This window comes from Pseudomonas sp. PvP025, assembly GCF_017832155.1.
In the GTDB taxonomy this organism is placed as follows: Bacteria; Pseudomonadota; Gammaproteobacteria; order Pseudomonadales; family Pseudomonadaceae; genus Aquipseudomonas.
On the sequence record NZ_JAFIBJ010000001.1, the window covers coordinates 5,345,146 to 5,358,351 of the forward strand.

Consider the following 13,206-nt stretch of genomic DNA (forward strand, 5'->3'; position numbering starts at 1 on the left):
GATGGTTTTTGAGCCTGTCTTATACTCGGCAGTTCAATGCGGACAACTCAACAATAAAAATGCATGTGGGAGCAAGACGGATGACGACGCGCGAAACCGGCAATGTGAAGTGGTTCAACGATGCAAAGGGTTATGGCTTTATACAGCGTGAAGATGGCAAGGATGTGTTCGTGCACTACCGCGCCATTCGCGGTGAAGGCCACCGCTCGTTGGCCGAGGGCCAGCAGGTGGAGTACGCCCTGGTGAGCGGCGAGAAGGGCTTGCAGGCTGAGGATGTGGTCGGCCTGTAAGTCCACCAATGAACCCATGTGGGAGGGGGCTTGCTCCCGATTGCAGTGAGTCAGCTACACATAAGCTGGCTGACCCACCGCTATCGGGAGCAAGCCCCCTCCCACACGGTCAGGCGGTTTTCCAGGTGATCTGCTCTTCACCGTCGGCGCTGATGCGAATCCAGGTGTCGGCGCTTTCCTCACCTTCCTCCTCGACCCACGTGCCCGGCGCGCAGCGCACTTCGACGTTCAGCGCGGCAAAGGCGGCGCGGGCGCAGGCGATGTCGTCGTCCCAGGGAGTCTGGTCGCTTTCCAGGTACAGGCTGTTCCATTTGCCGACGGCTTTGGGCAGCCAGGTGACGGGCACGTTGCCGGCCGTGCACTTGTAGGTCTGGCCTTTCTGGACCCAGTCCGAGCAGGCGCCCAGGGCAGCGCCCAGCCAGGCGGCGATGGCCTTGTGGTCGACGTCGGCGTCCTTCAGGTAAATCTCGATATCGGGTTGGCGCATGGATGTTCCTCGTTGCGGGATTTTAAAAATCCATTCGCGGGTGCTGAAAAAGTCGTTATTGAAGCACGAAATAATCGTAGCGCATCGACACGGTGACCAGCAGCGGCTCGGCCGCTTCGATCACCCGGGCACGGCGCTCGGCGCTGGCGCGCCAGCCGTGGGGCGTCATCGCCAGCAGGTTGGCGCGGTCCCCGGGCTCGGCCAGGCTCAGGCTGAACTCGAGAGTTTCGCTGTGTGCCAGGCTCATGCCGTCCGGCACCAGGGCCAGGTGCTTGTCATCGGTGTACTCGCGCACTTCGTCGTACAGGCGTTCGCGCAGCTCCATCAGGTGGCCGCTGGTAGGGCCGACCTTCATCAGGCCGCCGCCGGGGCTGAGCAGGCGCTTGGCCTCTTCCCAGTCCAGCGGGCTGAACACGCTGGCGAGGAACTGGCAACTGTCTGACGCCAATGGCACACGGGCCATGCTGGCGATCAACCAAGTGACGGCGGGGTTGCGCTTGCACGCGCGTTTGACCGCTTCCCGGGAGATATCCAGTGCATAACCGTCGGCATTCGGCAGGGCTTCGGCGATCTGCGCAGTGTAGTAACCCTCGCCGCAGCCGATGTCGACCCAGCGCTGCGGTGCGCGTTCGGCGGCCAGTTCAGCCAGGCGCCTGGCCACCGGCGCATAGTGGCCGGCGTTGAGAAAGTCGCGACGCGCCTCGACCATCGCCAGGTTGTCGCCCGGGTCGCGGCTGTTCTTGTGCTGCACCGGCAGCAGGTTCAGGTAACCCTGACGCGCGCGGTCGAAACGGTGCCCGGCCGGGCACGCCACGCCGTTGTCCACTGGGTTGAGCGGGGCGCTGCAGAGGGGGCAGGCGAGCATCAGGCGAGCAACTTGATCAGGGTCTGGTAGTAGATCTCGGTGAGCACATCAAGGTCGCTGGCCAGGATGCGTTCGTTGACCTGATGGATCGTCGCATTCACCGGGCCCAACTCGACCACCTGGGTGCCGAGGGTCGCGATGAAGCGTCCGTCCGACGTACCGCCGCTGGTCGATGCCTGGGTTTCGCGACCGGTAATCGCCTTGATGCTGGCCGATACCGCATCGAGCAGCGCGCCTGGTTCGGTCAGAAACGGCAGGCCGGACAGCGCCCACTCCACGTGCCAGTCCAGGCCGTGCTTGTCGAGAATCTGCGCAACGCGCTGTTGCAGGCCTTCCACGGTGGATTCAGTGGAGAAGCGGAAGTTGAACACCGCCGTCAGGTCGCCGGGGATCACGTTGGTGGCGCCGGTGCCGGAATTGAGGTTGGAGATCTGGAAGCTGGTCGGCGGGAAGAACGTGTTGCCATCGTCCCAGTGCTCGGCAGCCAGTTCCGCCAGGGCCGGCGCGGCCAGGTGAATCGGGTTCTTTGCCAGGTGCGGGTAAGCCACATGGCCCTGCACGCCGCGTACGGTGAGGGTTGCGCCGAGGGAGCCGCGACGGCCGTTCTTGACCACGTCGCCCACCTGGGTGGTGCTCGACGGTTCGCCGACGATGCACCAGTCCAGGCGTTCGTTGCGCGCGGCCAGGCGTTCGATCACGGCCTTGGTGCCGTGGTGCGCCGGGCCTTCTTCATCGCTGGTGATCAGGAAGGCAACCGAACCACGGTGGTCCGGGTAGTCCTGCACAAACCGCTCTGCCGCCACCAGCATGGCCGCCAGGCTGCCTTTCATGTCTGCCGCGCCACGCCCGCAGAGCATGCCGTGTTCGTCGATCAGCGCGTCGAACGGGTCGTTCTGCCAGGCCTGCAGCGGGCCGGTCGGCACCACGTCGGTGTGGCCGGCAAAGCACAGCACCGGGCCTTCATGCTGGCCGTGGGTGGCCCAGAAGTTGTCCACGTCCTCGATGCGCATCGGCTCCAGGGCAAAACCGGCGTCGCCCAGGCGCTGCATCATCAGCTTCTGGCAATCGGCGTCGATCGGCGTTACCGAGGGGCGACGGATCAGGTCGATGGCAAGTTGAAGGGTCGGCGAAAGGTCGGCATGGGCCGTCATGGGAAAACTCCGGGAAGCGTGTAATGGGCGCAGGACGAATGTGGAATACAGAACTTGAAACGGCGCAGATCCAATGTGGGAGGGGGCTTGCTCCCGATTGCAGTGAGTCAGCCAAAATGATGTCACTGACTTGCAGCCATCGGGAGCAAGCCCCTCCCACATAAGGCAATCGGTGCTTGCCTGATCCAACAAAACGGCCGTTATCTTATAGCAAAACGGCGACCAGAGGCCGCCGTTTAGTGCATTGCGCAAGTTTTTACGCCGCAGGCACAGGCTCGGGCGCCGCTGCCGGTTTGGGCAGTGACGACAGGAACGCCATGATCAGCGCAGCCACGTACGGCAGCGACTGCACCAGCAGCATCACCACCCAGAAACGCATGTCATTGCTTGGCAGGCCCTGCACCAGGTAGATCCCCAGCGCCGCGCCCCACAACAGCAGCATGATGAACATCTCTTCGCGCGCTTCGGAAATTGCCACCCAAAAGCCGTGGTTATCGGCGTTTTTCGGCGTACGGAAGAACGGAATGCTGGTGGTGAAAAAGCCATACAGCACCGCCTTGGCGATGGTGTGCGACAACGCCAGCCCGGCCAGGGCCGCACAGAACGCGTCCTTGAGGTTCACGCCGACGGCGCGGCGGTACAGGAAGATGATCTTGCCCACCTTGAACACGAACAGCGCCAACGGCGGAATCGCGAAAATCAGCAACGGCGGGTCGACCCGCGTCGGCACGATGATCATCGCCGCCGACCACAACAGCGCGCCGACGGTGAAGAAGATGTTCATGCCGTCCGCCACCCACGGCAGCCAGCCCGCGAGGAAGTGGTAGCGCTGACCACGGGTCAGCTCGGTGCCCTTGCCGCGCAAGAGGCTCGCGGTGTGGCGCTTGATGATCTGGATCGCGCCATAGGCCCAGCGAAAACGCTGCTTCTTGAAGTCGATGAAGGTGTCGGGCATCAGGCCCTTGCCGTAGCTGTCGTGGTAATACGCCGCCGAGAGGCCTTTCTCGAATACCCGCAGGCCCAGTTCGGCGTCTTCGCAGATGCACCAGTCGGCCCAGCCGAGTTCTTCGAGCACCGAGCGACGGGTCATGGTCATGGTGCCGTGCTGGATGATCGCGTCACGGTCGTTGCGGGTGACCATGCCAATGTGGAAGAAGCCCTTGTATTCGGCGTAGCAGAGCTTCTTGAAGGTGCTTTCGTTCTGGTCGCGGTAATCCTGTGGCGATTGCACCACGGCGATTTTCGGGTCGGCGAAGTGCGGCACCATGTGCTTGAGCCAGTTGGGCGACACGCAGTAGTCCGAGTCGATCACCGCGATTACTTCGGCGTCCACGGCGGTGTGCGGGATCAGGTAGTTCAGCGCGCCGCCCTTGAAGCCGGCCAGGGGCGAGACGTGGAAAAACTTGAAGCGCGGGCCGAGGGTTTCACAGTAATCGCGCACCGGTTCCCACACCGCGGGGTCCTTGGTGTTGTTATCGATGATCAGGACTTCGTAGTCCGGGTAATCGAGGGCGGCCAGGGCGTCGAGGGTCTGTTTGACCATCTCCGGCGGCTCGTTGTAGCACGGCACATGGATCGATACTTTCGGGCGGTAATCCGAATCACCTTCCACCGGCAGGAATTCACGTCGACGCTTGTGCGTCCACACCGCTTCGGCCAATTCGTGGGCCTCGGTCAGTAATACGATGAACACGCCCATGGCACCCAGTGCCAGCAGGAATCCGACGGTCAGGCTGAACCAGGTGCTGTACTGCTGGCTGTAGTCGTAGCCGATCCACACCAGCACCGACCCGCACAAGAACGCAATAAAGGTCAGGAAGGTACGACCGCGCTGACGCAGCGCCGAGCCATCGATCATCAGCAGGGTCAGCGAGAGCAGGGCCAGCACCACCGAGCCGATCGCCAGCACCCGCCATTGCGGGATCGCGACCACCGGCCCTTCAAAGTTGAATTTCTGCTGGCGCGCCGCGTTGAACACGCCCCAGTAGGCGCCTGCCGAGCCTTCGTCGCTGACCTTCCAGGGCTGGTCGAACGCCTCGATCACGAAATAGTTAAAGCCCTGGCGATTAAGCTTGTTGACCAGTGTGCGCAGGTAGATCGCCTGGTCGGCCGGGGACGATTCATTGCCGCCACGCATGCGCCCGTTGCTCGGCCAGCCGACTTCGGACAGCAGCAGCGGTTTTTTCGGGAACAGTTTCTTCAGGTCGCGGGCGCGGTCGAGTACGTACTGGCCGGCCTTGTCCATCGGAATGAATTCCCAGAACGGCAGGATGTGCGCGGCGATCAGGTCGACGTGCCTGGCCAGTTGCGGGTTCTTTTCCCAGATGTGCCATTGCTCGGAGGTGGTCACCGGCACTTTCACCGCGGCGCGCACCCGGTCCAGCAGCACGATCAGCGCTTCGGGGGTGATTTCTTCACGGAACAGCGCTTCGTTGCCCACTACCACGCGCACCACGCTGCGCGAGCTGTTGGCGATTTCGATGGCGCGCTGGATTTCACGCTCGTTGCGTTCCAGGTCCGGGCTGATCCAGATGCCCAGGGTCACGCGCAGGCCGAACTCTTCGGCCAGCTTGGGGATATCGCCCAGGGTGCCGTCGACCGAGTAGGTACGGATGTTGTCCGTCAGCTTGCTCATGATTTCGAGATCGCGACGCATCTGGTCGTCGCTCGGGTACTGGTTTTTCTGCGGGTACTGGCCTTGCTGGAACGGCGAGTAGGAGAACCCCGAGATCTGTTCAGGCCAGTTGGGAGTGGTGACCGGGCGGTTGATCAGCGCCCAGAAACCGGTGAACAGCGCGGCAATTGCCAGCACCACCACCAGGTTGAGTCCAAATTTACGCGATGACATGGCGATTTCGGGTTCCAAAGGGTGTGGAACGAAAAGAGGCGTCGGCTAACGCCGAACGGCGCGCATCCTACACCGGCCTTTCCCTGAGCGTACAGCAAGCCGAGAAAAACCTGACTTTGGGCAGCGAAACGCCCACTAAGTTCTTCACCGGTCAGTTGTTGCTTAAAACTTGCCGCTGCGTAGCCCATACTGCGCGCCGGTTTTTGGGGTAATGGTCATGAGCACAGAAGATCCACGGTTTGCAGGCGTCGCTCGCTTGTATGGCATTGAAGGCCTGGAACGCTTGAAAGCGGCCCATGTGGCGATCGTCGGCGTCGGCGGCGTTGGCTCCTGGGCGGCGGAAGCCATGGCCCGTTGCGGGGTGGGTGAGATTTCGCTGTTTGACCTGGACGATGTCTGCGTCAGCAACAGCAACCGCCAGTTGCACGCGCTGGACAGCACCGTGGGCAAACCCAAGGTCGAGGTCATGGCCGAGCGCCTGCGCAGCATCAACCCGGCGTGCACGGTGCATGCAGTGGCCGATTTCGTGACCCGCGACACCATGGCTGAATACATCACGCCGAATATCGACTGCGTGATCGACTGCATCGACGCGGTCAACGCCAAGGCCGCGCTGATTGCCTGGTGCAAGCGCCGCAAGATCCAGATCATCACCACCGGCGGCGCGGGTGGGCAAATTGATCCGACGCTGATTCAGGTGTGCGACCTGAACCGCACGTTCAACGACCCGCTGGCCTCGAAAGTACGCTCGACCCTGCGTCGTGACTACGGGTTCTCGCGCACGGTGACGCGTCATTACAGCGTGCCTTGTGTGTTTTCCAGTGAGCAACTGCGCTATCCGAAGCCGGATGGCAGCATCTGTTTGCAGAAGAGTTTTGTCGGCGATGGGGTGAAGCTGGACTGCGCGGGTGGGTTTGGTGCGGTGATGATGGTGACTGCGACGTTTGGGATGGTGGCGGCGACCAAGGCGGTGGATAAGATTGTGGCGGGGGGGCGCAGGCCGTCGGAGCGTAGGTCTTAAGCAGGTGTAAGGGTGTACATATCCGTTGCTGCGGTAACGACTGATATGGGTTCCGCCCTTACGGCGGGTCACTTTTTGAAGAGCGCAAAAAGTAACCAAAAACGCTTTGCCCCACCACTCGGCACCTCGCTCAGGCTCGGTGTGCCCGCACGCAGGCTTGAATCCGTGGGCCGCCGCAATGGGCCATCCCTGGCCCAGTGCGGCTAACCCGGCGTCCTGCCGGGTTACCCACGGATTCAAGCCTGCGTGCGGCCAGCGTGGTTAACGGGGCGCTTGAGATCAAGATCAAAAGCAAAGCAAAGCAAAGCAAAAGCAGTGTGATATCCATCAGACAAATGGAGATCCAAATGTGGGAGGGGGCTTGCTCCCGATGGCAGTGGGTCAGCTACACATAAGCTGACTGACACTCAGCCATCGGGAGCAAGCCCCCTCCCACATTTTGAACAGCGTTCGGCAGCCAACCCCGGTCGGCTCTAAGGCCGCCGCGCTTTTGCTTTTGATCTGTGGCGCCCCGTCAAACACGCTGGCCGAACGCAGGCTTTGGAGCGTGGGTAACCCGGCAGGACGCCGGGTTAGCCGCGCTGGGCCAAGGATGGCCCATCGCGGCGGCCCACGCTCCAAAGCCGGAGTGAGGGCATGCCGAGCCTAGGCGAGGCACCGAGTGTTGGGGCAAGAGCCCTTTTGGTTACTTTTGGGGCTCTTTTCCAAAAGTGACCCGCTGTAAAAGCGGAACCCTAAGTAGCCGTTACCGCAGCAACGGATATGTCCCCCCGGTTATGTCCCCCTCAACTCTGCATACAACTCAACGCCCGCATACGCTGCAAAACCGCATTCAACCCATTACTACGCGAAGGCGACAACTGCCGAGACAACCCCAGTTGATTGAACCAATCAGGCAAATCCACCACCTGCAGCTCAGCCGCAGAAAGCCCATTAACCCGCGCCAGTAACAGCGCCACCAACCCACGAATCATCCGCGCCTCGCTGCTGGCGGTAAACTGCCAGTGCCCGTCCTGCAAGCGACCCACCAACCACACCAGGCTTTCGCAGCCCTGCACCAGGTTGGCCTCGACCTTGTCTTGCTCCGCCAGTATCGGCAGCCGTTCGCCCCATTGCATCAGCATCCGCGCGCGCTGCTCCCAGTTGCCCACGGCCTGGAACGCCTGCAGCGCGGCCACCGCATCCACCGGCAATTGGCTCATCGCAACATATCCAGGGCCTGATCCAGCGCCGCGAAGAATCGCTCCAGGTCATCCGAGTCGTTGTACAGCGCCAGCGACACGCGGATCGCCCCGGACAATTGCATGGCCTTGAGCAACGGCATCGCACAGTGATGGCCTGCACGGATGGCGATGCCCTGTTCGGTCAGCAGGTGAGCCAGGTCGGCGTTGTGCGCGCCTTCGACCACGAAGCTGGCCAGTGCTGCCTGAGGCGCGCCCAGTACGCGCACGCCGTTGCGCGCTTGCAGGCCGCGCAGCAGGTAGTCATGCAGGGCCGCTTCATGGGCGACGATGGCGTGCGGGTCCAGGGAACTCAGGTAGTCCAGGCTGGCGCCCAGGCCGATCACGCCGGCAATCGGCGGCGTGCCGGCCTCGAAGCCCAGCGGCGCGGGGCGAAAGCTCGCGGCGTGGTACTCGGCCTGCTGCACCATCTCGCCACCGAACTGCCAGTGACGCAGGTGATGCAGGGCTTCGTTGCGGCCGAACAGCACGCCGACGCCGTCCGGGCCGTAGAGCTTGTGGCTGGAAAATACATAGAAATCGCAGCCCAGGGTTTGCACGTCGTGGCGACCATGCACAATGCCCTGGGCGCCGTCGACCACGCTCAGGGCACCTTGCGCGCGGGCCAGTGCCAGCAAGTGTTGCAGGGGTTGCCAGGTGCCGAGCACATTGGACAACTGGCTCACAGCCAGCAGCCGCGTACGCGGGCCAATCAGTTCGGCGGCGGCGTCGAGGTCGATCACACCGGCTGTATCGAGCGGCAATACCACCAGTTTCAGCGCGCGGCGTTTGGCCAGCTGCTGCCACGGTAAAAGGTTGGCGTGATGCTCCAGGGCGCTGATGACCAGCTCATCGCCTGCATTGAACAAGTGCTCAAGGCCATACGCCAAAAGGTTCAGCGCCGAGGTGGCGCCATGGGTGAACACGATTTGCCCGCTGTCGCCTGCGTTGAGCCACTGCGCGACCTTCAGACGGCTGTCTTCGAACGCCTGGGTGGCATGGGCCCCCGGCAGATGCTGGGCACGGTGCACATTGGCGGCGCCATTGGTGTAGTAATGGCTGATCGCATCCAGCAAGGCCTGGGGTTTTTGTGTGGTGGCGGCATTGTCCAGATAGGTCTGGTCCTGCCGTTGCAGGGTGGCAATGGCCGGGAAATCGGCGCGCCAGGGGGAGGGCACAAGCATGGTGGTCAAGACTCGTATAAGCGAACCGCACCCCGAGGGCGCGGCCCGCCAGTGGCATCGAGTGGCTGCTTAGTTGTGAGCGTGCAGCGCTTCGTTCAGTTCGATGGCCGATTTGTGGGTTTTGCACTCCACGGCACCGGTCTCGGAATTACGGCGGAACAGCAGGTCAGGCTGGCCGGCCAGTTCGCGCGCCTTGACCACCTTGACCAGTTGGTTCTGCTCGTCCAGCAGTGCCACCTTGGTGCCGGCGGTCACGTACAGACCCGATTCCACGGTGTTGCGGTCGCCCAGTGGAATACCGATACCGGCGTTGGCGCCGACCAGGCAGCCTTCACCGACCTTGATCACGATATTGCCGCCGCCCGAGAGCGTGCCCATGGTGGAGCAACCGCCGCCCAGGTCCGAGCCCTTGCCGACGAACACGCCAGCCGAGACACGCCCTTCGATCATGCCCGGGCCTTCGGTGCCGGCATTGAAGTTGACGAAACCTTCGTGCATCACCGTGGTGCCTTCGCCCACATACGCGCCCAGACGGATACGTGCGGCGTCGGCGATACGCACGCCGGCCGGGACCACGTAATCGGTCATTTTCGGGAACTTGTCCACCGAGAACACTTCCAGCAGATCGCCACGCAGGCGCGCTTCCAGCTGGCGCTCCGCCAGTTCATTGATGTCGATCGCGCCCTGGCTGGTCCACGCCACGTTCGGCAACTGCGGGAACACACCGGCCAGGCTCAGGCCGTGGGGCTTGACCAGGCGGTGGGACAGCAGGTGCAGCTTGAGGTACGCCTCGGGCGTGGACGTGAGCGCGGCGTCTTCGGCGAGCAGTGTGGCGACCAGCGGCGTGTGGCTCTCGGCCAGGCGGCTCAGCAGCGCGGCCTGTGCAGTGTCGACGCTTTTAAGCGCGTCGGCCAGTTGCAGAGCCTGGGACACGGTGAAGGTGATGGCCTGGTTGCCTTCGGTGTAACCGAGGATTGGCGCGATGGCCGCGACGATTTCGGCCGACGGGTTGAGCAGGGGTTGTGCGTAAAACACTTCCAGCCAGGCACCCTGGCGGTTCTGAGTGCCAACGCCGAAGCCCAGGCTGAACAGGGAATGGGACATGCTGTTACCTCTACAAAAATGGAAGGCTGGCCTACTTGAGGGCCGCCGAATAACTTTCTGGCTTGAAGCCAATCAGGGTTCTGTCTCCGAGATCGAGCACCGGGCGCTTGATCATCGAGGGTTGTGCGAGCATCAATTCAATGGCTTTCGACTGATCGAGATCGGCTTTGCGTTCGTCTTCGAGTTTGCGAAAGGTGGTGCCCGCACGGTTCAACACCACTTGCCAACCGTGCTCATTGCACCATTGGGTCAAATGTTCGCGGTCGATACCGGCCGTTTTGTAATCGTGGAACTGATAGGTGACGCCGTGCTCGTCGAGCCAGGTGCGCGCCTTTTTCATGGTGTCGCAAGCTTTGATGCCGAAAAGGTGCAACGTTTTGCTTGAATCGGTCAAGGAATTGCCCCCTTTTGGACTAATGAAACCGAACGATCGCGGATTATGCCATGCCCAGCGGATTTGGGTGCTGTAGGACTTTTGTGCACAAGCCAGCGCAGCATAGGCAGCTAATATGGCACTTCAACTGCCAATTGTTGCCTGATGTGTGTCATTGCAAGTCGATTGTCCGGGAACCCCGCTTTATGCAAACCGCTTACACCGTGCTTATCCTGCTGATGCTGGTCAGCGTTTCGCGTCTCGTCGGACGTGTCATCCCCCTGCCGTTGCCCCTGGTGCAGATTGCCGCCGGCGCATTGCTGGCCTGGCCGACGCTGGGGCTGCATGTGGCGCTGGACCCGGAGCTGTTCCTGTTTCTGTTTTTGCCGCCGCTGTTATTCTCCGATGGCTGGCGCATGCCCAAGCGCGAGTTGTGGCGCTTGCGCGGACCGATCCTGACGCTGGCCGTGGGGCTGGTGCTGTTCACCGTGGTGGGCGCGGGCTATTTCATTCATTGGCTGTTGCCTGCGATCCCGCTTCCGGCGGCCTTCGCGTTGGCGGCGGTGTTATCACCAACGGACGCGGTAGCCGTGTCGGCCATTTCCCAGAATCGCCTGCCCAAGCCGCTTATGCACATGCTGCAGGGCGAGGCGCTGATGAATGACGCGTCGGGCCTGGTGACCTTCAAATTCGCCCTGGCGGCGGCGTTGACCGGGGTGTTTTCCCTCGCAGACGCCAGTCTGACGTTTGTGTTGGTGGCGGTGGGCGGCCTGGCAGTGGGTGTGGCGTTGAGCTGGCTGGTCGGCCGTCTGCGCGCCTGGATGATCGCGCGCGGCTGGGACGATCCGGCCACCCACGTGGTGTTCATGTTGCTGCTGCCATTTGCCGCGTACGTATTGGCCGAGCGCCTGGGCGCGTCAGGCATCCTCTCGGCGGTGGCGGCGGGCATGATGCAAAGTTGGCTTGACCTGCTGCCGCGCCAGACCAGTACGCGCCTGCTCAATCGCAGCGTCTGGTCGTTGCTGGAATTCGCCTTCAACGGTCTGATATTTCTACTGTTGGGTCTGCAACTGCCGGACATCATCAAGGCTGTTGTCAGCCATGAGCCGACCGTGTGGCCAACCCTGTTGTACCGCTGTCTGGACGTGATTGCGATCTTCCTGGTGCTGGTGGTGTTGCGCTTTATCTGGGTGCAAAGCATCTGGCGCCTGTCAGTCCTGCTTCGACGTATACGTGGGAAAGGTGAGCTGACCCAGGTGCCGACCGCGCGCTCGTGCTGGCTGTTGACCTTTGGCGGCGTGCGCGGCGCCGTGACCCTGGCCGGTGTCATGTCGGTGCCCTTGCTGCTGGCGCCGGGTCAGGATTTTCCCGAGCGCGACCTGCTGATCTTCATCGCGGCCGGGGTGATTCTGTTGTCGCTGGTCGCAGCCTGCATTGCCTTGCCCCTGCTGTTGCGGGGTATCGAAAAGAGCCCGGATGAAAAACGCCACAACGAAGTGCGCGAGGCCTGGAAGAAAACTGCTGTGGCGGCGATCCATGCCCTTGAAGCCGAGGAATCCGCCGAAGCGGACCCTGCGGATGCCGCCAAGGCAGCCCTGGCGACCGAGTTGCGGGCGCGGTTGATGTCGGAGTATCGCCATCAATTGGAAGTGTTCAACGACTCCGCCGAAGCCCAGGCTTTGGCGCTGCAAATGGACCAGCTTGAACGCAAGCTGCGCCTCAAGGCCCTGCGTGCGCAGCGCCTTGAATTGTACCGCCTGAGCCGTCTTCACCAGATTGGTGATGACGTGTTGAGGGAGGTGTTGGCGGAACTGGATATGAGTGAAGCGAATCTGGGGACAGTCAGGCCTGGATAGCTGCAACGTCTACCGGTAGGCAGTTGAATTGGCGTCGCTGCCTTTAAAGCGGCTGGGCGTATAAAGCGTGCGAATGATTGCCTGGTCTCCCTTGGATAATGAGTAGTTTGGCGGCACTGCTTTTCCATCGATAGTTTCGCCGACATTAATGTGGTAGTGCATGATTGATCGGTCGTCGTAGGGGGACAGGAGTAGATCGGGTCCGGTATGAGTACTAAACATGTTGATCTCAACCGTATCTGCATCCCAGCCTTCGCTGTCACTCATGGACTTATAGACGTAGTCCTTGTCCCAGTTGATCGTGTTAGCCGGGTGTTGGTGTTCGTGCTCCATTCCCAGGGCATGCCCGATTTCATGCAAGGCCGTCGTGCGAAAGACTGCCGAGTCGTCATTCCTGTCCAGGTGCATCGTCGGCTCGTCCAACGGCGTGTTTTCTGCGTCGGTACCGATCTCCGACCAATTACCCTGCAAACCCTCGTCATCGCTGATTCGAATGTCCCCTTCCTTGCCGTCGACAACGTTGAACTGCAGTGCGGGGGTGTGATGAGCCCATTCCCTGAGTGCGTCGATTACCAGTGCCTTACTTCTGTTGTCTCTCAGGTCCAATGCGATATTAACAATGCCGTCAGGCCATCTCTTACCCGTGTCCGCAATGCCTCTTTTGGTTCGAGATACATGTTCGGAGGCTGAAGCTTCTCTATGCATGTCAGATGGGTGAGGAGTAAAGGTCGATATTTGAATAGGGAAACTCATGCTTTCTACGCTCGGAATAAGGTACCGAGTAGTGGAAGGCAGGGTTCAATTGGT

General features: G+C 61.7%; 12 protein-coding genes. 3 read left to right on the forward strand and 9 right to left on the reverse strand.

Going from position 1 to position 13,206, the window contains the following annotated elements; all coding sequences use genetic code 11:
• Nucleotides 1-80: 80 nt before the first annotated feature.
• Complete coding sequence (locus JOE32_RS23315) at nucleotides 81-290, forward strand: cold-shock protein (protein WP_057007767.1); 210 nt, start codon at nucleotides 81-83, stop codon at nucleotides 288-290.
• 109 nt (nucleotides 291-399) lie between these two features.
• On the opposite strand, the gene JOE32_RS23320 is transcribed toward JOE32_RS23315, so the two are convergent.
• The 4 genes from JOE32_RS23320 to JOE32_RS23335 form a co-directional block, all read right to left on the reverse strand.
• A complete protein-coding gene (locus JOE32_RS23320) occupies nucleotides 400-777 on the reverse strand; it encodes a hypothetical protein (protein ID WP_209989490.1) in 378 nt (125 codons plus the stop codon).
• A gap of 55 nt (nucleotides 778-832) precedes the next feature.
• Nucleotides 833-1,642, reverse strand: coding sequence for a putative RNA methyltransferase (locus JOE32_RS23325; protein ID WP_209989491.1), 810 nt, complete (start codon nucleotides 1,640-1,642; stop codon nucleotides 833-835).
• Nucleotides 1,642-2,793 (reverse strand): succinyl-diaminopimelate desuccinylase, encoded by a 1,152-nt coding sequence (dapE, locus tag JOE32_RS23330; RefSeq protein WP_209989494.1) that lies wholly within the window; start codon nucleotides 2,791-2,793, stop codon nucleotides 1,642-1,644. Before dapE ends, JOE32_RS23325 begins: the two co-directional genes overlap by 1 nt.
• Nucleotides 2,794-3,049: 256 nt before the next feature.
• Entirely contained in the window at nucleotides 3,050-5,641 is a 2,592-nt protein-coding gene (locus JOE32_RS23335) for a glycosyltransferase (RefSeq protein ID WP_209989497.1), read from the reverse strand.
• A 217-nt stretch (nucleotides 5,642-5,858) separates the two neighbouring features.
• Between JOE32_RS23335 and tcdA the strand changes: the two genes are divergently transcribed.
• A complete protein-coding gene (tcdA, locus tag JOE32_RS23340) occupies nucleotides 5,859-6,662 on the forward strand; it encodes a tRNA cyclic N6-threonylcarbamoyladenosine(37) synthase TcdA (RefSeq protein ID WP_209989500.1) in 804 nt (267 codons plus the stop codon).
• A 785-nt stretch (nucleotides 6,663-7,447) separates the two neighbouring features.
• On the opposite strand, the gene JOE32_RS23345 is transcribed toward tcdA, so the two are convergent.
• The 4 genes from JOE32_RS23345 to JOE32_RS23360 all read right to left on the reverse strand — a co-directional run bounded on the left by JOE32_RS23345 (nucleotide 7,448) and on the right by JOE32_RS23360 (nucleotide 10,564).
• The gene (locus tag JOE32_RS23345) at nucleotides 7,448-7,864 is read right to left on the reverse strand and encodes a SufE family protein (protein ID WP_209989503.1); all 417 of its coding nucleotides are present in this window, start codon (nucleotides 7,862-7,864) and stop codon (nucleotides 7,448-7,450) included.
• On the reverse strand, nucleotides 7,861-9,066 hold the full coding sequence (locus tag JOE32_RS23350; protein ID WP_209989506.1) for a cysteine desulfurase: 1,206 nt from the start codon (nucleotides 9,064-9,066) through the stop codon (nucleotides 7,861-7,863). The genes JOE32_RS23345 and JOE32_RS23350 overlap by 4 nt, the downstream gene beginning before the upstream one ends.
• Before the next feature lie 69 nt (nucleotides 9,067-9,135).
• A complete protein-coding gene (gene dapD, locus JOE32_RS23355) occupies nucleotides 9,136-10,170 on the reverse strand; it encodes a 2,3,4,5-tetrahydropyridine-2,6-dicarboxylate N-succinyltransferase (RefSeq protein WP_209989508.1) in 1,035 nt (344 codons plus the stop codon).
• A gap of 31 nt (nucleotides 10,171-10,201) precedes the next feature.
• Complete coding sequence (locus tag JOE32_RS23360) at nucleotides 10,202-10,564, reverse strand: ArsC family reductase (RefSeq protein ID WP_209989511.1); 363 nt, start codon at nucleotides 10,562-10,564, stop codon at nucleotides 10,202-10,204.
• 185 nt (nucleotides 10,565-10,749) lie between these two features.
• On the opposite strand from JOE32_RS23360, the gene JOE32_RS23365 reads away from it, so the two are divergent.
• Entirely contained in the window at nucleotides 10,750-12,399 is a 1,650-nt protein-coding gene (locus JOE32_RS23365) for a Na+/H+ antiporter (protein WP_209989514.1), read from the forward strand.
• 9 nt (nucleotides 12,400-12,408) lie between these two features.
• On the opposite strand, the gene JOE32_RS23370 is transcribed toward JOE32_RS23365, so the two are convergent.
• Nucleotides 12,409-13,152, reverse strand: a complete 744-nt coding sequence (locus JOE32_RS23370; RefSeq protein WP_209989518.1) for a M12 family metallopeptidase — start codon at nucleotides 13,150-13,152, stop codon at nucleotides 12,409-12,411.
• Nucleotides 13,153-13,206 lie beyond the last annotated feature (54 nt).